Genomic DNA, 22,565 nt, shown 5'->3' with positions numbered 1-22,565 from the left:
AGTATCATTTTAGAAATTCGAGTAATTCGTTCAACAATTCCCGGTGAATGTCGACATATTCTTTTTCATTTACATAGTTGGTGGTTTCATACGGATCAATAGAGTAATCGTACAATTCTTCCCCAATCAGATTTTCCTGTGATGGCTTTTCTGTTCCTCGGTAATCATACTGAAACCATGCCGTATAGCGGTAACGATCGTCGCGTAGCGAATAGCCCATGCGGTTGCCACGTGGATATTGACTTACAGCGAAATCTTTCACCTTCTGTTTTTTACCTGAAAGTATGGGTTTCAAAGACACGCCATCGAGATCCGAAGGGATGTCGATTCCAGCCAGATCGCAAAGTGTCGGATAAATATCGACAAACTCAACCGGCGAGGAATTCTGCTGTCTCTTTTCCATTCCGGGAGCACTGAAGATCAGAGGCGAGCGTGTTGCTTGTTCAAAATTTGAATGCTTACACCACAGGCTATGATCACCGAGGTGCCAGCCATGATCTCCCCATAACACAACGATGGTATTCTCCGCAACACCTTGTTTCTTCAGTTCATCCAGCAATTTTCCGATTTGTGCGTCAGTGTACGAAACAGCAGCCATATAACCGTGAATCAGTTCGCGTTGTTTGTCTTCGGCCAAAACGCCACTGGGCATCACATATGCTTCGATGTCTGAATACGATTTGAGTTCACCCCAGTCGTGCATGGCATAATCAGGAGCGCCAATTGGCGCTTTTTGCCATTTAGCTAACTCAATTGTATTACGGTCGTATAAATCCCAGTATTCTTTAGGAGCAACAAAGGGCAAATGAGGTTTTTTAAAGCCGACTGCAATAAAAAACGGTTTTTCTTTATTGGCCAGCTGGTCTATCATTTTTACGGCATTCTGCGCAATCTGTCCGTCCTGGTATGCTTCATCCACTACATCGAGCATTTCGGTGGAAACCTTCAGTTCCTGTAACGTTTTATTTCTTGCAGCCCCCGGCTTTTGTCCCTCAGCAATTAAGCTCTGGAATTTCTTGTTCAAACTGGCCTTCAATTCCGTATCCTGAAAATGTCCCGCAAACGGTTCTCCCAGTTCTGTCGGATAGTTCTCAATATTTACCGACGTATAAGGAATTGACCATGATTCTGTATCATGCTCTTTATCGGCCATGCTAATGTGAAAGATCTTTCCAAAGGCAACTGTTTCGTAACCCTTCTCTTTGAAATACTGTGCTATGGTCTTGTCGTCTTTTGTTGCTGTTCTCAATGGAGTCTGAAGATCCCATATTTTGGTTCTATCTGGTCGAATCCCAAACATGAGGCTTGCACGTGAAGGGGAACATACTGCCTGTTGGCATTGGTTGTTTGTAAATAGTGTTCCAGCATACGCCAGTTTATCAATGTTCGGCGACTTGATGTCTCGAACACCATAGCAGTTTAACAAAGGTTTCAGATCATCAACCGCAATAAAGAGCACGTTTTTCTTTGGTTGCGAAAAAGTACCTAACGAAACCATAATCATTATTACAACAATTATTCTTTTCATATAAATTCTGAATAAAGTTTTATTGAACTATGTTTATAATTAATGACCAACAATGCTTCCAAAGTCTTTATCGGTAATGGCGCGAAGCTCTTCCAATGATTTGCCATTCTTGTAAAGTTCCCGTTTCTCTTCCAATTGATTTTTTAGTGAATCAATCAACGATGCATATTCCGGTGTATCAATAAGATTATTCAATTCATGAGGATCATTCTGAAGGTCATAGAATTCCCAAACATCAACATTGTAATAGAAATGTATGAGTTTGTAGCGATCAGTGCGAATTCCGTAATGCGGTTGTACATGGTGCCAGAACGGGAATTCGTAATAATGATAATACATCGAAGTTTGCCAGTTGTCCGCTTTATTACCTGTCAGGTTGGGAAGGAAACTGTTTCCCTGCACATCATCAGGTTTGACAATACCAGCAGCATCAATAATCGTTGGTGCGAAGTCGATATTGGTAATAATGTCAGTATTTTCTGACCCAGCTTTAATCAATTTAGGATAACGAATCAGGAACGGCATACGAAGTGATTCTTCATACATAAAACGTTTATCGAACCAGCCGTGCTCACCCAGGTAGAACCCCTGATCAGAAGTGTAAATAACGATGGTATTTTCGGCTAAACCATGTTTATCCAAATAATTCAGAACACGTCCTACGTTGTCATCCACCGATTTCACGCAGGCCAGATAATCTTTGATATAAATCTGGTATTTCTTATTCCTGTTTTGCTCCGGAGTCAGCGATTGATCCAAATAAACAACGTCACCACGTTTGTTGCCAAATGTGTACCACCGGTTCAGCTCTTTTCCACTAAGTTCTTCGGGAGGAGTAAGTTTCATATCTTTCCTGTTAAAGTCGTCCATGGTCATATCTGTATCTCCGGCTGTTTTTTCGCGTCCCTTGTAATTGTCGTTATATGTTTCAGGATAAGGCATCTCAATATCTTCCCATAAATCCACATATTTTGTATCCGGTTCCCAGTTACGATGCGGCGCCTTAAACTGAAGCAATAAACAGAAAGGTTGATCTTTTTTTGAGGCCTGATCAAGCCATTGCAAGGCAAAATCAGTGGTAAGATTGGTAGAATAGCCTTTTTCGGTTACAGTTTCACCATTCTGATTATATACCGGATTCCAGTAAAACCCCTGCTGTCCGGCTCCTTCGTGATACTTGTAATAATCAAAACCACGGGGTTCTGATCCTAAATGCCATTTCCCAAACATGGCTGTCTGATAGCCGTTATTGTGCAATTCTTCTGGAAAAGTCCACTGATCAGGATTAAAATGACCTCCACCTTCGTTTTTATAATAGCCGTTAATATGGCTGTATTTTCCGGTGATAATACTCGCCCGGCTGGGACCACATATGCCGTTTGTGCAAAACACGTTACGCATGATCATTCCCTCGTGAGCCAAACGGTCAATATTCGGGGTTTGAGCATACTCATCATAAATTCCACCATAAGCAGTAATCGCCTGCGTGGTGTGATCGTCTGACATGATAAAAAGAATATTCGGACGCATCGGTTTTTCTACTTCTTTAGCTTTTGTGTTGCATGCTACTGTACATGCTACAACTGCAATAATTGCAAGTAACTTTATCGAATTCATAATGATCAGTTTTGAACGTTAATTGTTTCTCGGAGCAGACCCTTGTCGTTGGAGGACCCACCGACCATAAGTGTAAATTCGCCTGGCTCAACCACGTATTTCATATTGCGGTTGTAAAATCCCAATTTGTTGAACGGAATTTCAAATTCGACGGTGCGTTTCTCTCCTGTCTTCAGTGAAATTCTTTTATAATCAGTTAATTCTTTTACAGGTCTGGTTACGCTCGAATAATTATCCCGAATGTAGAGCTGTACAATCTCGTCACCATCCATATTCCCCCGGTTTTCAACGTCAATGGAAAGTTTTACCGCCTCATTTATTGAAATTACCTTGTTCGTTACCAGCAGATTACTATAATCGAAGGTGGTGTAGCTCAATCCATAACCAAATTCCCAAAGTGGTTGCCAGGGCTCATCGCGGTATTTGTGAAAAAAATGCATGGGTTTGTAATTATAAGCCTGTGTAATCTGACCAACAGAATATGGGATAGTCATGGTCAGCTTTCCTGATGGATTCACTTTCCCTGCCAGAATCTCGGCAAGGGCTATACCTCCCATCGCACCCGGTTCCCAGGCTTCAAGCACTGCCGGAATATTTTCCTTTATCCAGGGTTCCGATAATGGACGGCCATTCACCAATACCACTACAGTGTTTGGATTCGCCTGATAAACCTTTTGAACCAGTTTTAGCTGGGTACCTAACAAGTTTATATTAGCGCGGTCGATATTTTCGCCACAGGTTTTCTCTGAATTTTCGTAGCGGAGCGAATTCGACCCAACAACGATCACAACTGCATCATAGGCTTTGGCTTTTTGTGCTGCTTCAGCGGTGCGGTCAACCGGATTCAGCAAACTTTCCCCTGAATCAAAGTAATCGACCTTTGCATTGTTAAACACTTCGTTTATTCCCTCGTAAGGAGTCACCACATTTTCTTCGGGCTGAGGTAAAGTCCAATCGCCAAGCAAACGATGATTAGCGGCATTTGGTCCTGTAACCAGAATTGACTTCACTCCCTTAAGCGGCAGTAGATTGTTCTTATTTTCCAAAAGAATAATGGATTTCCGGGCTGCTTCGAGAGCCAGATGTCTATGTTCATCGTTAAAAAGAATAGCTTTCGATCGTTCGATATCGGCCAAGGGCTCGTCAAACAACCCTACCATAAACTTCGCCTTCAGAATGGCATGGCATGCTTCGTTGATGCGGGCCTCGGGCACTTCTTTTTTTCTTACCAGTTCAGCAAGCGGGACCAGAAAATCAGGACCATGCATGTGCATGTCCATTCCTGCATTCACACTCATTTTAATCGCTTCTTCTTGCGAAGCAGCTACTTTCTGGGTCTGATACAAACGTTCAATGTCCATCCAGTCGCTAACAACAAAGCCTTTGAACCCCCATTCATTGCGCAGGACATCGGTCAGCAGCCACTCATTGCCATGGCACGGAACCCCATTTAGTTCATTGTGTGCTGCCATAAAAGTGTATACCCCTGCTTCAACCTGTGCTTCGTATGGTGGCAACCAGATTTCGCGAAGCTGGTGTTCCGATACATCCATTGGTGCAGCATTGGTTCCGTTAACAGGTTCGCTTCCCGCAATAAAATGTTTGGCACAAGCCAGAATATTATCCTTGCCAAAATCCCCCTGGTAGCCCTTAGTAAAAGCAACGCCCATACGCGATACCATTTGTGGATCTTCGCCAAAGGTTTCTCCTGACCGCCCCCAGCGGGCATCTCGTGCAACATCAACGTTGGGAGAAAACGTCCAGTGCATTCCAGTTGAACGCACTTCTTTTGCAGTGGCTTTAGCTACCCGGTAAACCAGATCGTCGTCCCAGGTTGCAGAAAGTCCCAATTGTGTTGGATAAACTGTACTTCCCTTTATCAATGCATGCCCGTGAATGGCATCAATCCCAATCAGCAAGGGAATTTTCAACCTAGACTGTAAGGCCAGTTTCTGCAATTCGTTGGCTTCTTTCGCATCTTTCACATGCAAGAAAGAACCAATTTTGCCGTCTCGAATCAGTTGTTTTAGCTCATCCGTACTCAAGCCTGGGTACATACCTGCCTGGTCGTCTTCGATCAGGTTTTTACCGTTCATTCTTTTCTTGGTTTCCCTTATATGTTCTATGGCCACATACTGGCACATCTGCCCTATCTTTTCTTCCAGGGTCATTTGTGACATCAACTCATCAACTTTGTGGGTTATCTCTTGTTCGCGTAATGAGTTATTTCCCGATTCTTCTTTGGTATTGCAAGAAAAAAGAAAAACGATCAGCGAAATTCCCCAAACAATATTTTTATTCATCTATCCTGTTTTACTGTGCCAGACGGCAGACCTTCAATGAACATCGAAACCGGCTTACACTATTTACTTTGGTTTTAATGCTTTCAGTTCTGCTTTTTTGCGCGATTGTACCATTTTTTGATTTGTTCCTTGGTACAAATAGCTTTGATTTCTCCCCAAGATGCTTTGTTCAGCTTTTTGACTTTATCGTTGAACTCCGGCGAATTCTTTCCGATCTGTTTCAATATCATCTGTCGCTCGATATATTGATTTTTTTTTATCACGAGAACTTTGGATTCCTGATCTTTATTCAGCTCCATAACATCCACCATTCCCTTTACTTGTTTATTGATACCAGCCATAGCTTTCTTATTAATTTCCTGAGCGTATAATCCAAGGTTAGCAACCATTACAAATAAAACTATGATGAATATTGACCTCTTCGTTTTCATTTATTTCAATACTATGGTATTTATTAATTCTTAATTCTATGCTGAACTATATTCTTTTTAAGTTCCCGGAGAAATCTTTTCCCCGGGAGATCTTTAACAAACCATTAACCATGGTTATAGTTAATAACCAGAATTCTGATCTGATGCACTCATATTAGGATTTGCATTCAATTCATCTTCCGGTATAGGCATAACGATAATGCGCGAATTATCCGGATACATTACATCGCGTGACTTTGAAAAGTCATACATTGGATGGTTGTTGTGAACATCGATCACATTTGTTTTGAAATAATCGTAACCACGGCGTCGAACGTTAAAAAAATCATGTCCTTCACACAACAGTTCGAAATTGTATTCAAACATGATGTTAGTTCTGAATTGATCTTGAGTCAAGCCGCTCCAATCGGCAGGTTGATCAGATGTTTCTCCCCCCGACACACGTGCTCTGGCCATTACTTCGTTCACGTACTGATAGGCATTATCCGGCCCATGAAGTTCATTCTCAATTTCGGCGAGCATCAGTAACAAATCGGCATAACGGAACACCACAAAGTTCATGTCCGTGTTATAGTTTGCAACGTTCAGGTCCTTCATAAAATACTTGTAATTATATGGATAACTTTTTGCTTTATTATTTCTCCCCTTAAATGCCGGATAAGTTTTTTGTATTGCCCCCGCAGTGTTGGAGTACTCTGTCACAAAGGTTAATTTCAATCTCGGATCATTGGGATAAGTACTGACATGACGGTCATAAACTTCGAGGTTAGATTTAAAACGTCCCCAGGTAGTAGAATGGGCTGTACTTGCGGTCCACAACTGCAGCAATCTTAACGTATTTTCGACATTCCCCTGAATTTCAAAAATCGATTCTTTGCTGTTGTTACTGGTAGTTTCCTGCCACAGGTTTTTAAAATCACTAACCAGGCTGTATTTTCCGTATACTTTTATTGCTTCATCATAAGCCCTCTGCCAGTTATCTGTCGATCCGGCAGTTTGGTTTCCGGCCAGTTGCATATACACTTTGGCAAGCAGCATATTGGCGGCATATTTTGCTGGACGACCGGCTACTTCGCTTCCTTGTTCAGGCAAAAGCTGTTCTGCCATTTCAGCATCGTCTATAATCTGCTCATAAATCTTCTCTGGTGTTGACATACCATTGTATGGATTCTCACTGGTAACAGGTTCAGTTATTAGCGGGCATTTGCCATAAATCCGCACAAGATTGAAATACCCTAGAGAACGAATAAAGTATGCCTGTCCCAATATATTACCTTTCTCCGCTGCATCGTTCAATTCAACTTCCGCTAATCCTGCAATGAGGTTATTTGCACGACTGATAGACTCATAAACAGCACTCCAAACTGTTGTAACAAAATTAAGGTTTGCAGGAGGATTAAGTCCTGCGATATCAATCAAACTGGCGTCGCGATCGGTATTGTATAAACCGGACGCCATATTGGTGAGGTGGTGAAAATTAGAGCCATAGTAGTTATAACTAGCCACACTTGAGTACACGCCATTTAACACGGTGTTGGCACCAACTTCATCGGTAAAGAGGTTGTCTGAGGCCAGAAACTTGGGATCCTCATTTAGTTCGCAGGCTGAAAGCATTAGTCCAAGAGCGAAGATTACTGTCAGAAATATTCTTAAATTTTTCATTTTACCGTTTTTAAATATTAGAATGTTACATTAACACCAAACAACACTGTGCGAACATTAGGTGTTCCCACCCAGTCAACCCCCATGATTGTTCCGTCGTACAGGAAGCTGGTTACCTGCGGATTATAACCCGAATAGCTGGTAAAGTAGAGCAAGTTCTGCCCTGAAACATAGAGGTTGATGTTGCTAAGGAACCCATTTGTGAACGGTATATCATAACCGAGGGTCACGTTGTTAAGGCGCAGGTAGCTACCGTCTTCCACGATTACATCCGGGAAACCCTGATTTTGCTGACTATATCCGATGCGGGTATATGCATTGGAAGGTTGGTCAGTACGCCATGCCATATTGTAAGCGTCAGCAAGTAAATTCTTTGACAATCCTTCAGCAAAACCGACCTCAAGATTATATCCGTTGGCTATATCGTTTCCATAAACTCCGTCGAACAAGGCTTTTAGAGTGAAGTTCTTCCATGAAACGGTGAAATCAAACCCGTAGGTAAAGTCAGGATTCGGATTTCCTATAAAGGTCCTGTCTTCAATACTTATGTTTCCATCGCCGTTCTGATCTACAAAAACAAGGTCTCCAGCTTTGTTCGCTGTCCCAAAATAAGTCGGACCTACATCGGCTGCAGGCTGATCCTGATAAACTCCATTGGTCTGGTATCCCCAGAACATGCCAATTGGTTGACCTTCCATGAAAATATTTGCCGGAGCCTTAAAGTAAGTACCGGTTGACACGTTCGCTCCCAAGTAAAATACTTCATCTGATTGTTTTCCGTCAATCCAAACAGGTGAAGGTGTCAAACCAAGTGAGAGAACTTTGTTTCTGTTCACCGAAAAATGTCCACCTGCAGAAAAGGTAAAATCTTTCTTGTTCAGAAGTACACCATCCACAGATATTTCAATACCCTTGTTTTCAATTTTTCCGCGGTTAATGGTCATGCTGTTGAATCCAGATGAAGTAGGCAGAGAAATATCCTGAAGTAGATCTTGGGTGGTTTTGTAATAGCCGTCGATGGTTGCATTAAGTCTGCCGTCGAAAAATGAAATATCTAAGCCGGCATTTAACTGTTCTGTTTTTTCCCAAGTAAGATCGGCATTAGCGATACGTGCCGGAACGTTACCAATTATGGTATTCCCGGAAGCATCAACATAATAGGAGGTATTGTATGTTGAAAGTGTTTGATAGGGCTTAATAGCCTGGTTACCGGTTTGTCCCCAGCCTACCCGCAGTTTAAGATTGTAAAACCACCCCAGATCTTTTATAAAAGATTCTTCGCCCAAACGCCATGCTGCTGCAAGTGAAGGAAAATATCCCCATTTGTTGCCACTGGCAAATTTTGATGATTGGTCGGCCCTGAAACTGGCAGTGAAAATGTACTTATCAGATAGGGTGTAATTTATTCGGCCTAACAACGAGAATATCGCTTCATCAGCATACACAATTGATTGCGGCTGAGTCACGATCTGCCCTAATTGCGGAGCTTCAGAGCGTAAAGTTTTAACCGGGAAATCGGTGATTTCGTACAAACTGTTCTTGAAATTAACTGCATCATAAGTAGCTGCAGCCGTTGCATTAATTCGGTGTCCCTTGGCTATTTTCCCACTGTAGCTAAGTATGTTGTCAATGGTATACGAGTACCTTTTCAGATCGGAATAATTAGCTATACCATTTTCCTTTTCACCCTGGAAAATTTGCAAACCATACCATCTCTGGCGGTCTTTCGTACGGTAATCAACCCCTCCCCTGACTTTGTATTTCAATCCTTTCAAAAATTCATACTCAAGTGAAGATGAAACGTTGATTCTGTTCTCCTCCGTGATATCATCAAAATCCTCAAGAAATCCGTAGGGATTGGAAATTTCAAGGTCGGTGTCATCAAGGTCCTGACTAAGTCCAACCAGAGGACGATAGGTAAGAACCTGCTTGGTAAAACTACGGTTACCTCCGGATTTACTTCCGGCTTGAGCGAATGTTCCTTTTTGATACATGGCAGAAACACGGTTATCCATAGTTAATTTGGGAGTCAGGCTTGAAGTTAGGTTCAACCTGATATCGCCTGATTTGACAGTGGTTGTTTCTACAATCCCTTTCGTGTCGTGGTATCCTGCAGAAAAGTAATAATTCGTTTTTTCGCTATTCCCAGAAATCGTAATACCTTCGCTATGACTCACGGCCAACTCATATACTTCATCCTGCCAGTCGACCTGCTGAAGTGGTGTGGTACCCGGAGTTCCGACAGCTTCTCCTTCTTCGTTGGTCGTATAACTCATCGGATAAATGAGGGAACCATCGACAAGATACCTGGGACTTGATCCGTTTAACACATCGTTTTCATTCATGTAATTGGCATAGCTAATAGCATCCATTACATCAATTTTCTTCAGAATATGACTAAAATCTGTAGTGGCATAGAAGTTAATCTTTGCTTTACCCTTTTCGCTAGATCCTTTTTTGGTGGTAATCAGCACTACACCGTTTGCCCCCCTTGACCCATAAATTGCTGTTGCTGATGCATCTTTTAGTACTTCAATACTTTCTATATCGCGTGGATTCAAACCGGTAAGTCCGTTCTGGTCGGTTTGTAACTCATTAGCGTCGGATGATGCATCCAGTACATCTTCTCCTGCTGAGTTGATGATCACACCATCAATAACATAAAGAGGCTCATTGTTTCCACGAAGGCTATTAGTTCCGCGAATTCGCACGCTCACCGCACCATTAGGTGATCCCGGATTGGAAGTTACCTGTACTCCGGCAGCACGCCCCTGTAACATCGCATCAACGGTATTATACTGACGTGCAATATTTTCTGATTCAGAAACCTTGGCAACTGAACCGGTCAGGTCTCGTTTGGCAACCTCACCATAACCAATTACCACTACCTCGTCCAGGTCCTGAAAAGTCTCGATTAGTTCAACATCCAAACTTGTCCGCCCTTTTAGGTCTATAGTTTGTGTTTGAAAACCAATAAAGGAAAATGTCAATTGTGCGTTTTCAACATCAGGAACCTGAATTATGAATTCTCCGTTCAGGTTAGTTACCGTACCTGTGGTTTTACCACTTATTACAATATTTACGCCTGGAAGAAATTCTCCTGATGTGCTTTTTACTACCCCCGAGACTGATGTCTGTGCAAACAAAAGTGACGGGAATACAATAATTGTCAATAATAGAATTAGCTGTTTCATAAATATGATTTAACAAGTTTTATTCAAAAGTACGGGCATTCTTTTACTACCATCTTGATATTTTTCACATAAATCTCTATAAAAAAACCAAAATACCATCCCACTGAATTTCAACTAATTAGTTTTTCAAAATGAATCAATTTTTAAGATTCTTCCGCTCTATTTTTAAGATTTGAATAGCTCGTATCCTATAAATGAAAACTAAATATGAAAGCGATGATTCTAATCTTAACCGATTTTGTTTATTTTTATGAAAATACAGAAACATCATAGAAAAAAATGCCAGTAAAACAGGTCATAAGAACAATACTATTGATTTTTTTAGGAGTAACAATGAGCTCTGTATTCTCTTTTTCTATTGAGCGCACAAAAGCCATTTATTTCACTGACAAAGAGGGGCTACCGCGTAACATTGCGACTTGCTTTGTTCAGGACAACTATGGTTACAAATGGATAGGAACAGGAAATGGAATTTCGCGTTTTGACGGGTACAAGTTTCGGAATTATGATACATTTCGCGGGCAGTTCATTAATACCATGGAACTCGATCAGAATAACGACCTGTGGGTTGGTACTGATGCCGGACTTTATCGTTATCACCGTTTAAGCGACACTTTCGGCAAAATTATGGAAGGTTACACCAAGCAATTATCTGTTTTTAAAGAAAGCATCTACTTTTTACTTGTAAACCGGCTGATAAAAGTAGCCCCTGACGAAACAATTGCATCCTGGGAAATTGAAGGGATTAATTGCTACCAAATAACATCAGAAGGGATATGGTATGGAGACCGCGACGGATTGCACATGCTTGATACCGGATTGCACGAACTCCGGGGAAGAATAATAGCGCAGTTAACCGAAATTGACGGGGCGTTGTGGATTAGCTGTAGAAATGGTGATGTCTATATCCGTAGAAACGAACAGATTCAAAAAATCGACATTCAAAATCATTACAATGTGATGGATATTGAAAAGATCGATGACAATTATTGGATTGCAACGGACGGCGGAGGTATTTTCATTGTGGATAAAAACCTTACGTTAAAAAGCACTCTGATGAAGAATAAAGGTGATGAAGCCCTTATTCCCAGCAACAGTATTTATGATCTATATTGTGGCATTGACAATGCTGTTTGGATTTCGACCTATGGAGCTGGTATTACTTTACTTGTGCGTGAAGACAATGCCTACCACAATATTGTTCCGGTTCCGGGAAACAACAACTCACTGGTAGACAAGGAAGGTGTTTCGGTTTTAGTCGATAATAACAGTTGCTATTTGGGAACCAATTACGGATTTTCAAAGTGGAACCTAAAAGCCAACAAGTTTACCAACCTAGATGCCAAGAGTCTTGAAAATCAAATTAATGGAAGAAAAGTAACCGCTATCAATAAAGACAGTGACGGCAACCTCTGGATTGGGACCTACGATGGTTTGATTGGCAAATACTCCCCTGATCTTCGCCTGATTAAAACTTTTCATCCCTGCACCAATAATGAGGACGAAATGCAGCAAGTAATCTCTTTGTATAATTATGACGATAAATACATGCTGATAGGAACACACGCACGTAATAAAAGCCTGTTGCGATATAATTTTAAAACACAACAAACAGATGTTGTTCCATTGGATATCAAAATCCAAAACCCTATGAACTACCAAATAAATAATATCCGAAAAAATAAATTTGGAGAAACCATAGTTCTGGTTCGCAACCTGGGAATTTTCTTTTATAACGAAGAAAAGAACACGCTCGAAAGTTTTCTTCCAGAAATCAATAACCGAATTACCTTTAAACTGAACGATTTTTACCACGATAAAACTGGCTCCTACTGGTTTGCCACGCAAACTGATGGATTGGTGAAACTCTCGCCAGATGGTCGGATTTTCGAAAAATGGACAATGAAAGATGGATTGCCAACCAATACCCTGCTTTCCATTGAATCTATAAATGATAAAATACTCTGGATAAGTACGATCGATGGGCTATGTCGGTTCAACACTGAAAACAACCAGTTCCAGATCTTCAATTACCGGCATGGGTTGGCCTCAAACGAATTCCTCGCCCGTACCTCGGCAATAACCGACGACCATAAAATTATTTTTGGCAATTCAGAAGGATTTCTGTTGCTTGAACCGGACAAACTAATCCAGGATACGTCTCGATCAAAAGTGATTATTTCTGATATTGATTTTCATAACCGAAGTATCAAGAGCCTGGAAAAGGAACATTACCTTAAAACACCTCTGGAAGAGACCGATGAACTGCATTTGCCTTTCAGAAGGAATTCTTTCACAATTAGTTTCTTCACCCTCGATAATGATCTTCCGAAATACAGTAACTATGCTTACATGCTTGAGGGACTCGAGAAAAACTGGATTTATCTAGGGGTGAACAACCAGACCACTTATACTAATCTGTCCCCCGGAAAATACACTTTCAAAGTTAAATGTACAAACAAGGCTAATGTATGGAACGAAGTTCCCACCGAATTGAAATTAACTATTCTGCCCCCTTGGTACAGCTCCTGGATTGCCATTATATCATATGTGCTAGTCGTGTCAGGGCTCATGCTTGCGATATTCTACTTTTACAACAAACGTCTGCAATGGAAAAAAGAACTGGAAATATCAGCCTATAAAGTAAGTTCAGAGCACGAACTTACTGAAAAGAAACTGGCTTTTTTCACCAACATATCGCACGATCTGAAAACACCGCTCACATTGATTTCAGCGCCGGTAAACGATCTTCTTAGATCGAGTAATTTTGACCAGGAACAACATAAAAAACTGGAAGTGATTGACCGGAATGCCAGACGACTATATAAACTTATTACTGATCTTATCGAATTCAGAAAAATTACACAAAACCAGTTACCACTGAAAGCCTGTAGTATTGATCTGGCAAAGCCTGTTGAAAATGTTTACGAGGCATTTCACGAAGAATGCCACAAACGCGACATTGAATTCAATTTTCAGCTTGATGTCAATGAACCGGTTTTTGTTGATTTGCGAAAAATTGAAAAGATACTTTGGAACCTGCTATCCAATGCCATCAAATTTACCGGAAATGGTGGAAAAATACGACTCCAGATAAAACTTGAAAAACGCACTGAAGGCAATTACCTGAAAATAATAGTAACAGATACAGGCAAGGGATTCAATGAAAAAGAAAAAGAACGGATCTTCGACCGGTTTTATCAGATTAATAAAACCGAGAATCTGAAATTCGATAGCAGTGGCATAGGTCTTTCAATAGTAAACGATCTGGTTCGAATACATCACGGATCAATCAATGTGGAATCGATACCCGGAACCGGTACTAAGTTTATAATCGAAATTCCTTGTAGTGAAAACTTTTATACGATAGAAGAAAAATGGAGTGAAGACACAATATTGCAAGACCAACCGTCACAAGAACCAGTTAAAAGAAACGATGCATTTGAAGGAGTTACTGGACTTAGGCCTGAATGTAAAAAATATAATCTTCAACGACTTTTAATCGTGGACGACAATGATGAACTTCGCGATTATTTAGCCACTCATTTTAAACCGCGATTTAAGGTGTTGCAGGCATCCGATGGAACTCGGGGATATGCCCAGGCCATTGATAATGAACCTGATATTATACTTACCGATATAAATATGCCGGAGGTAAACGGTCATGAGTTCTGTCGTAAACTTCGCGCAAACTTCAACACCTCTCACATACCAGTGATTATGCTCACAGCAAACAGCGCCATAGAACAAAAGCTGGAAGGACTGATTTCGGGGGTGGATGTTTATGTAACCAAACCTTTTGAGATTGATTACCTGGATGCAGTTATCGATTCGCTTCTCGCAAATAGAAAACGGGTGAGAGAAAAATTATTGGGAATCGAACCATTGGATAAAGTGCATGAAAAAATTACAAATGCAGATACACAATTTGCTAACGACTTGAAGGAATTTATATTGATTAACATAACCAATGAGGGCTTAAATATCGATCTTTTGTCGCAGCATTTTTCAATCAGCCGCACACAACTGAACCGGAAAATTAAAGCACTGACAGGCCTCACTCCAAATAACTACATTAAAACCATCCGCTTAAAAAAGGCTTACGAACTGATTAGGCGGGAAGGCGTCAGGGTGGCCGAAGCAGCTTACCTGACAGGATTCACTGACCCGAATTACTTCACCATATGTTTTAAGAAGGAATTTGGAGAAAATCCGTCAAAACTCAGCAAAACCTGATTACTTCAGTACTCCCCATTTGGTAAGTAAGGTTTGTGCCATTAATGCATCGTAGGCATTATACCTTTCCTTGCCTGTCAAAATACTCTTTCTCTGTTTATACAATTTAAGAATATTCTTTTGTAACTCGAGAGAACGCGCATCAACAGCATCTACACTGTTTAAAGCAAAATTCCGGTCTGCCATTTTAAATGTCGCGGTATCTGTAACAATACGGTTATATGCAGCATAAGCCTCCTCTTTCTGACCTATCCTGAAAAGTGTTTCAGCAGCTATCGTTGCCACTGCCCCTGACTCATCATTTGCAGCATTCTTTATGGCATCAAGCACAGAAATTGCCTCATCCCGGTGAATTAGCAAACCCACCACCCCCCAGTACCGGATGGCAGCATTTTCACTTTGCATATTCTGAACAAATACATCAATATCTGTAGTGTAAGAAGTAGCTGCCTGAGCCGCATCAAATAGTTGCTCAAAAGGGCAGGCATCAGAACGCATGTAATCATATATAGCTCCTTCACCTGCGAAATCAGCGTATTCTGTTTCCGGAATTACACCCACATCACGTACTTCACGCATCCAGTCAGTTTCAGCTTTACGCATTCGTTCCAACACCGTGCTATATTGCGGATCATTAGCCAGGTTGTGAATTTCCCATGGGTCATTTTCGGTATCGTAAAGCTCTTCCAGGGGCTTTTCCAAAAAGAAGCGGCTTTGTACTTCATTGGTTTCCCCTGCTTTAAAAGCGTCTTCCCAGGCTTGTGCTGATGGAGCTTTAAACAGGTAGTCGAGGTGCTGCATTGTAATCCTGAAAGGCATGTAATTTCGAATGTAACGAAACCTGTTATCGCGAACAGCCCTAACCATATCGTAACGTTCATCCATTCGTTGACGGGTCATGAAAGTATATTGCGGATCAACGGTTTTCTGTTCACCCAAAAAAGCATCACCCTGCATATGACCAGGGATTTGAATGCCGGCAACGCTTAGAAATGTAGGAACCAGGTCAACAAAACTTACGATCCGATCCACTTTATCTCCGGGTGCTCCGGTAGGGAAAAGATAGCTGAATTCCTCGGGAATCCTTATAATAAAAGGAACACGGGTTCCGGTTTCGTATACAAAACGTTTGCTGCGGGCTAAAACTCCACCATGATCGCCATAATAAATTACGATGGTATTTTCTGCTTCCCCACTTTCCTCGAGTTCCTTTATAATGGCACCGACTTCAGCATCCATTTTTTGGTGAAGGTCATAATATTGGGCCCAATCATGTCGGATCTCAGGTAAATCAGGATGGTAGGGGGCAATTTCGATTTTGGCCGGATCATGTTTGAGGTCTTCTGTCGGAATCTGATTATGAATTTGGCTTTCATGTGTTGTAAAATTACTGTAAACTGCAAAAAACGGCTGGCCGGGGGCACGGTTTTTATACGTCGCCTGACGGCTGCAGTCATTCCAGATAGCATTCCAATCGCCGCTGTAATTGTAATCGGTTTTTACGTTGTTTGTGCAATAATATCCAGCTTCGCGAAAGTACTCAGGGTACGTTTTAACAACCTCTGACTTGGCATACTTACTGCGCATGTGTTCGTTACCGTTTGAAGCGGCATAAACTCCTGTAAGAATTGTATTCCTTGCCGGTGCACATACCGGACAACTGGCAAAAGCATGGGTAAATAAAAAACCTTCCGAGGCCAATTTGTCCAGATTTGGAGTATTTGCCATTTCGTTACCGTAACAACCCAGAAAGTATGCACTGTTATCCTCTGATGTTATCATTAAAATATTTGGCACCTCTCGGGCTAACATCGCTTTATTCTGACACAAAACCAGAAATGGGGTTGAAAAGACCATTGCAATAAGTACAATAATTTTTCTGTTCCAGGTATTTGTCTGTTTATTCATTAAGGTATTAGTTTTGTATTATCTATTTTCTGTATTGGCTGTAATCTTTTCGATTTTGGTTGCTACTCACCGGATTTCTGTATGGATAATCCACAAAACGAGGCTCATTTTTCAATGTTGAATTGATAGTTTGCTTTGCTTCATGATAGCTCTGGATCATCGAGTTTAGAAGTTCAGAATCTGATTTTGCCAAATCTGTCTCTTCCGACGGATCTGTTTTCAGGTTATACATTTCCCATTCTCCAATATTTTTTACGATCTTATAATCTCCTTTCAGAAACATTCTTTTTGCCTCCGAAAAACCAGAAAGAATAAATTCGGGCTCCTTTCTGTTTTCGCCTTTAAAAACCGGCAGCAAAGAAGTCCCATGTAGAGGGATTGAAGGTTCTCCACCAATTTCGGCAGGATAAGAAATACCCGATAGATCGAGTAGGGTTGGAAATATATCCACAATATGTGTTCGGGCGTCACTTATGGTACCCGGCTTTATCACACCGGGCCATGTTGCAATAAAATGATTGTGCGATCCTCCTTCATGACCATTTTGTTTGTATAATCGAAATGGAGTATTGCCAACATTTGCCCAGGGAGTGGACTGGGTGCGGTAACTGTCGGCTCCACCCGGTGGAATCGACAAATCACGGTTTCGTTCAAAAGGACAAGCTCCGTTATCCGAAAAAAACATGACGATGGTATTATCTTCTTCGCCAGCAGTCTTTATTTTTTCCAGAACCCTGCCTATATTCTGATCCATACGATCGATCATCGCAGCAAAAACTGATTCTTCCAAACTGAATGCATCCTGCTGTTCTGCAGTGAGTTCTTTCCACGGCGTATAAACTGACATTAATTTTCGTACATCGTCGCAACCATCATTTCGTGGTTGAAAAGGTTTTATTTTAAGCGTGGGATCAGGTTCGGGTGTACTTAATTTAATATTTTCAGGAACGACTCCTAGCTTTTGCATTTTGGCAAAACGGGCAGCTCGTATTTTATCCCACCCCTGTCTATATAAATCACGGTACTTTGCTATATCTTCAGGCCAAGCCTGAAGTGGCCAGTGTGCTGCGTTATAAGGTAAAACGAGTAAAAAGGGTTTGTCCTTTCCAAGCACGTCATCCAACCAATTAATTCCCATATCCGTGATAAAATCAGTCATGTAAAACGGCTTACCTGTTATTTTTTCAAGTTCACCCGGATTTATTTCATTCTTATCCAGAAACAAAGGCTGGCTAAATGTGCTGTCGGGTGGAATAAAAAAGTTGGTAGCGGCCCAAAAGGTAAAAGAATGATCACTACAGTTGGCAGCAAAACACCGCTCTGGAACCCAGCTTTCAAAATGCTCTTTCCCTGAATGAATAACCCCATAACCGTTATCGTGTAACAATCCCTCGAATGATATAGCCCGGTCATCTCCATAATACAGGCCGGTAAACAACGAGTTACGCGAGGGTTCACACTTGGCACCATTGTAAAACTGACGGAAACGCATCCCTTTTTCAGCTAGCTTATCCAAGTTGGGAGTTTTAATCTCACTACCATAACAACCTATGTCTGAAAAACCAATGTCATCAGCCAATATAATTAATATGTTAGGTCGTCTTTTCTCACTTGAATCACAAAAAAGATTAAAAAGTAAAAAAATAGTTACTGCAATTATTTTGCCCCCAATAGTATTCATCGTTTAATTCATTAGAATATAATTACGATTTAATCAATCTGATCATTTCGCTTTTATTTACTCTGTATCGTCACTTTCTTGTCAAAATAAGGGTTCCTTTGTGAATAATGCCTTTATAATAGTTCCAAAAATCTTTGTTATACAACTTTGTTTAGCTTAATTCGCCAGTAGTTACCAAAAATTGAAATCTAAATTTTCACGAGTAGCCATAAAGCAAATTATCATTCTACTTAAGAGTTGTCATTTGTTACAAATAGAAAATCATAACAATTATCGTTCGGTTCATCTAGATAATAATCTCTATCACTGATTCCCATCGTTAACTCTTTATTGTCAATTAAAATAAGATGACGACTAATTCGATTGAATAGATCGTATGGAAGACGAAGAAGCCACCTTGGCAATCTCTGGTTTAATTTTAAAATATCAAAAGATAATATTTGATTTACGCTATTCTTACTTTTCTCATAATATAGCTCTACATTATCATTCCCCAAAACGCCGTATCCGGAAACACTAAGAAAAAATAGTTGCAATAAGCTTTTAAATTCATCTCTTGTATATTCCTGAACATGATATGGATTTCGTGTTAAAGAGCGTATCTTATTTGGAGTTGAGATTAACAATTCCCCATCTTTCTTTAACACACGTTTAATTTCTTTCAGAAGCGTTAAAGTATCTTCCACATGTTCAATCAACTGAAAGCAAACAACGTAATCAAAATAGTTATAGGGAATGTTGGTAAGTGGTGGCACCTTGGCCTTTACAAAACGTGTATTCGGGTAATTGCGGTAGTCAATTGTTATATAGTTTTTATCTAGAGTCCAGAATTCGTTAGCGTTGGGGGCAATCTCACGAATTCCATAACCATTTCCGGTCCCTATTCCCAGTACTTTTCTAGATACAATACCAGCTGCCGTTTTATAGGCAATCCAGATGAAGCTACAGCAAAACAAGACCGATAAAAGTGATGCACGCATGATTGCGTTATACGGTCAGGAACAATCCGGTTTATCTCCATGAATCCCTGGCATGATACTTTTTCGTGAACATTCTTTACCCATCGAATGATTTATAATATTGCATTTAATTTCTTCATATCCTTTGATACTTTCGCATCTACAATTTTTGCATAAATCTGAGTAGTTTTAATAGAAGTATGCCCTAACATTTTGGAGACTGTTTCGATCGGAATTCCGTTATTTAAAGTTACTGAAGTAGCAAATGAATGTCTCGCAACATGCATCGTCAGATTCTTTTTAATGTGACAAATATCGGCCAGCCCTTTTAAATAACTATTCATCCGCTGATTAGTTAAAATTGGAAGTAGCAAGCCTTTATTCTCGCAAACCGGATAATCTTTGTATCGTTCCAATATTTCTCTTGGAACATCTAATAAAGGAATCCGACACTCGGTAGTTGTTTTTGTCCTATCTATCACAATCCAATCCCCTCCATCAACTCCTTTCTGAATATGGTCAGGATTCAATTTGGCCATATCCACATATGATAAACCGGTGTAACAGGCAAACAGAAAAATATCCCTGACAATGCTTAGCCTCTTAATGTCAATTTCTTTGGTTCTTATGGTTTTTAATTCATCAAGAGTAAGATATTCTCTTTTTGTCTCCTGCTTTTTAACCTTGAATTTCAGGTATGGATTTTTCAAAACATAGTCTAAAGAAATAGCAATATTGAGTATCTTCTTTAAATGTTTGTGATAGCCCCACACTGTATTTAAATTATTCCCGTATTGTTTCTTCAGATAAGTATCGAAATCTGCAATAAATGAATAATTAACATCCAGAATATTGACATCTTCTTTTTTATATTTCTTTTTTACAAATTCCTTCAATCTGTTTTTTGAAGTTTTATAATGTTTCAATGTGCCGGCAGAAAATCCGGTGCCAAGCTGATCAGAAATAGTTTTAATGTAATAATCGAATAGTTCAAAAAGCGTATGAATGTCAGATACGCCAGTTAACTCCGATTTCAAGTCGTCTAAACTATAATCCTCATTGATGGCTTCAAGACGATAGCAAGCATCCAGGGTCCTGCTATATATCTTACTCAATCGGTTATTGATACTTTTTACATCATTCGATTTCCCCTCTACCTGCTGTTTTACCGAGTTCCAGGATTCTTTATCTACAAAAAATCCTGTAGATAATTCCATCCTTCTTTTTTTATATGTTACTCTTACATAAATAGGACAATTTCCATCTTGCCTGGCTTTGAATGTTTTTAAAAGGAATACAATTGTAACTCTCATTTTAATAATTTTTAAAAACAGGTCTCGCTCGACTGTAAAAAAGCACCTTAAAATTACATTATGAGAGGGCACAAAACAACAGCAAATAAGACCAAATTAAATCAATTAACACTAACTATTTCAAAGAGTTACGCTATTTAGAGAGACCTTTTTTGTTCCAATCAACAATAGGTCTCGCAAAAGTCTCTCTAAATATGACTATGAGAGACCTTTTTCAGTTTTTCACCAAAATAAAAAAGCACTTAAATCATTGATTTTAAGTGCTTTCAACTAAATTTAGTTTGTCTATTAGTACCCCGGACGGGATTCGAACCCATGACCTACTGCTTAGAAGGCAGTTGCTCTATCCAACTGAGCTACCGAGGCAGCCTTATTTTGCGCTGCAAAAGTATAAATCAAATTTCAAACTCCAAATTCAAAACTCCAAATAAATCAGAAAATTCAAAATTTGTCGTTTTAATGTTCACTTTTTGCCGCTTCTTCTCTGCTATAACAAGTGAATTCCGCTGTTTTTGCAGATTTCAATCATTTCATCGGGCCAAATGCTCGACTGAATTTCACCAATGTGCGCCTTTCTTAAAAAGAACATACACAACCTCGACTGGCCAATGCCACCGCCAATGGTTAACGGCAATTCGTCGTTCAACAACATTTTGTGCCAAAGCAGCTCTTTCCGCTCTTCCTGCCCGCTAATCCTGAGTTGCTCCAGCAAAGTGCGTTTGTCGACCCTTATTCCCATCGAAGAAATTTCGAACGACCGTTGCAACACATCGTTCCATAGAATTATGTCGCCATTCAGCCCTTTGTAACCGTTTACAGTAGGCGTACTCCAGTCGTCGTAATCGGGTGCACGGCCATCGTGGGCTTCACCGTTTGGCATTTCGCTGCCAATCCCGATCACAAAAATGGCCCCGTGTTTCTTCGATTCTTCGTTTTCGCGCTCGCGGGGAGTCAACCCCGGGTATTTCTTAGCCAACTCTTCGGCATGCACAAAGGTGATTTCCTCCGGAAGTTGGGGTTCCAAATCCAAATAATTCTCGGTAATAAAATACTCTGTGCGTACCAATACCGAATAAATTTTACGAACAATGTATTTCAGAAAATCCAGGTTTCGCTCTTCCGCCGTAATTACACGTTCCCAGTCCCACTGATCCACATAAAGCGAGTGAATATTGGTAAGTTCTTCATCCGGACGAATCGCGTTCATGTCGGTGTAAATCCCAAAACCATCCTGAAACTGAAGATCGGCCAAGGCCAGTCTTTTCCATTTGGCCAGCGACTGCACAATCTCAGCCATTTCATCGCCCAACTCCTTTATCGGGAACGAAACCGGCCTTTCAATCCCATTCAAATCATCGTTAATACCTGTTCCCTTTTTTACAAAAAGTGGCGCAGTAATTCTTCGCAGGCGCAACTCCGAAGAAAGATTCAACTGAAAGAAATCTTTCAATTGCTTGATTGCCTGCTCTGTCTGATTTACATCCAGTACGGATTTGTAGTTTTTTGGTATGTATAAATTCATGTTGTTTAAAATAGCTGTTTTCTACTGTACAAAACCTGACTTCGCGGCTGGCATTTGGCAAACCGCTTTTCATTTTTCTAAAACACGCTTGTTTTATTTTATAACTTTTTCGTCAGTTTGAACACAAAAATATAATTCTACTTTTACTTTTAAGAATAGATTTCAAAATTCATTCAAAGTAAAAAAAAGAAGTTTGCCTGCATCAGCATTA

General features: G+C 40.4%; 12 protein-coding genes and 1 tRNA gene. 1 reads left to right on the top strand and 12 read right to left on the bottom strand.

Going from position 1 to position 22,565, the window contains the following annotated elements; all coding sequences use genetic code 11:
- Positions 1–4 precede the first annotated feature (4 nt).
- The 6 genes from D1614_RS02480 to D1614_RS02455 all read right to left on the bottom strand — a co-directional run bounded on the left by D1614_RS02480 (position 5) and on the right by D1614_RS02455 (position 10,735).
- Positions 5–1,528 carry a sulfatase gene (locus tag D1614_RS02480; protein WP_119436278.1) on the bottom strand — a complete coding sequence of 508 codons (1,524 nt, stop codon included), beginning with the start codon at positions 1,526–1,528 and terminating at the stop codon, positions 5–7.
- Positions 1,529–1,567: 39 nt separating this feature from the next.
- Positions 1,568–3,145: a sulfatase family protein gene (locus tag D1614_RS02475; RefSeq protein ID WP_119436277.1), complete on the bottom strand. Its 1,578-nt coding sequence runs from the start codon at positions 3,143–3,145 to the stop codon at positions 1,568–1,570.
- 5 nt (positions 3,146–3,150) lie between these two features.
- Positions 3,151–5,448 (bottom strand): glycoside hydrolase family 3 N-terminal domain-containing protein, encoded by a 2,298-nt coding sequence (locus tag D1614_RS02470; protein WP_119436276.1) that lies wholly within the window; start codon positions 5,446–5,448, stop codon positions 3,151–3,153.
- An 83-nt stretch (positions 5,449–5,531) separates the two neighbouring features.
- Positions 5,532–5,879, bottom strand: a complete 348-nt coding sequence (locus D1614_RS02465; protein ID WP_119436275.1) for a hypothetical protein — start codon at positions 5,877–5,879, stop codon at positions 5,532–5,534.
- A 120-nt stretch (positions 5,880–5,999) separates the two neighbouring features.
- The gene (locus D1614_RS02460; protein WP_119436274.1) at positions 6,000–7,541 is read right to left on the bottom strand and encodes a RagB/SusD family nutrient uptake outer membrane protein; all 1,542 of its coding nucleotides are present in this window, start codon (positions 7,539–7,541) and stop codon (positions 6,000–6,002) included.
- 17 nt (positions 7,542–7,558) lie between these two features.
- Positions 7,559–10,735 carry a SusC/RagA family TonB-linked outer membrane protein gene (locus D1614_RS02455; RefSeq protein ID WP_119436273.1) on the bottom strand — a complete coding sequence of 1,059 codons (3,177 nt, stop codon included), beginning with the start codon at positions 10,733–10,735 and terminating at the stop codon, positions 7,559–7,561.
- Positions 10,736–11,068: 333 nt separating this feature from the next.
- Here D1614_RS02455 and D1614_RS02450 point away from each other — a divergent pair, with 333 nt between their 5' ends.
- Positions 11,069–14,971: a hybrid sensor histidine kinase/response regulator gene (locus D1614_RS02450; RefSeq protein ID WP_162304382.1), complete on the top strand. Its 3,903-nt coding sequence runs from the start codon at positions 11,069–11,071 to the stop codon at positions 14,969–14,971.
- On the opposite strand, the gene D1614_RS02445 is transcribed toward D1614_RS02450, so the two are convergent.
- The 6 genes from D1614_RS02445 to asnA form a co-directional block, all read right to left on the bottom strand.
- Positions 14,972–16,879, bottom strand: a complete 1,908-nt coding sequence (locus D1614_RS02445; RefSeq protein ID WP_206609906.1) for a sulfatase family protein — start codon at positions 16,877–16,879, stop codon at positions 14,972–14,974. It lies immediately after the preceding gene.
- Positions 16,880–16,901: 22 nt separating this feature from the next.
- Positions 16,902–18,560 carry an arylsulfatase gene (locus D1614_RS02440; RefSeq protein WP_119436271.1) on the bottom strand — a complete coding sequence of 553 codons (1,659 nt, stop codon included), beginning with the start codon at positions 18,558–18,560 and terminating at the stop codon, positions 16,902–16,904.
- A 230-nt stretch (positions 18,561–18,790) separates the two neighbouring features.
- On the bottom strand, positions 18,791–19,540 hold the full coding sequence (locus D1614_RS02435; protein WP_119436270.1) for a class I SAM-dependent methyltransferase: 750 nt from the start codon (positions 19,538–19,540) through the stop codon (positions 18,791–18,793).
- Positions 19,541–19,632: 92 nt separating this feature from the next.
- Positions 19,633–20,832, bottom strand: a complete 1,200-nt coding sequence (locus tag D1614_RS02430; protein WP_119436269.1) for a site-specific integrase — start codon at positions 20,830–20,832, stop codon at positions 19,633–19,635.
- A 292-nt stretch (positions 20,833–21,124) separates the two neighbouring features.
- Positions 21,125–21,198, bottom strand: a tRNA-Arg gene (locus D1614_RS02425).
- Between the two features lie 121 nt (positions 21,199–21,319).
- Positions 21,320–22,354: an aspartate--ammonia ligase gene (asnA, locus tag D1614_RS02420; RefSeq protein ID WP_119436268.1), complete on the bottom strand. Its 1,035-nt coding sequence runs from the start codon at positions 22,352–22,354 to the stop codon at positions 21,320–21,322.
- Positions 22,355–22,565 lie beyond the last annotated feature (211 nt).

Source organism: Maribellus luteus (assembly GCF_003576475.1).
Classification (GTDB): domain Bacteria; phylum Bacteroidota; class Bacteroidia; order Bacteroidales; family Prolixibacteraceae; genus Draconibacterium; species Draconibacterium luteum.
This window is presented reverse-complemented; position numbering and strand designations above follow the sequence as displayed.

Bases quoted from the DNA above. Each gene is read 5' to 3' on its own strand.
- D1614_RS02480 (WP_119436278.1), bottom strand. From the start codon at position 1,528: ATGAAAAGAATAATTGTTGTAATAATGATTATGGTTTCGTTAGGTACT.
- D1614_RS02475 (WP_119436277.1), bottom strand. From the start codon at position 3,145: ATGAATTCGATAAAGTTACTTGCAATTATTGCAGTTGTAGCATGTACA.
- D1614_RS02470 (WP_119436276.1), bottom strand. From the start codon at position 5,448: ATGAATAAAAATATTGTTTGGGGAATTTCGCTGATCGTTTTTCTTTTT.
- D1614_RS02465 (WP_119436275.1), bottom strand. From the start codon at position 5,879: ATGAAAACGAAGAGGTCAATATTCATCATAGTTTTATTTGTAATGGTT.
- D1614_RS02460 (WP_119436274.1), bottom strand. From the start codon at position 7,541: ATGAAAAATTTAAGAATATTTCTGACAGTAATCTTCGCTCTTGGACTA.
- D1614_RS02455 (WP_119436273.1), bottom strand. From the start codon at position 10,735: ATGAAACAGCTAATTCTATTATTGACAATTATTGTATTCCCGTCACTT.
- D1614_RS02450 (WP_162304382.1), top strand. From the start codon at position 11,069: ATGAGCTCTGTATTCTCTTTTTCTATTGAGCGCACAAAAGCCATTTAT.
- D1614_RS02445 (WP_206609906.1), bottom strand. From the start codon at position 16,879: ATGAATAAACAGACAAATACCTGGAACAGAAAAATTATTGTACTTATT.
- D1614_RS02440 (WP_119436271.1), bottom strand. From the start codon at position 18,560: ATGAATACTATTGGGGGCAAAATAATTGCAGTAACTATTTTTTTACTT.
- D1614_RS02435 (WP_119436270.1), bottom strand. From the start codon at position 19,540: ATGCGTGCATCACTTTTATCGGTCTTGTTTTGCTGTAGCTTCATCTGG.
- D1614_RS02430 (WP_119436269.1), bottom strand. From the start codon at position 20,832: ATGAGAGTTACAATTGTATTCCTTTTAAAAACATTCAAAGCCAGGCAA.
- asnA (WP_119436268.1), bottom strand. From the start codon at position 22,354: ATGAATTTATACATACCAAAAAACTACAAATCCGTACTGGATGTAAAT.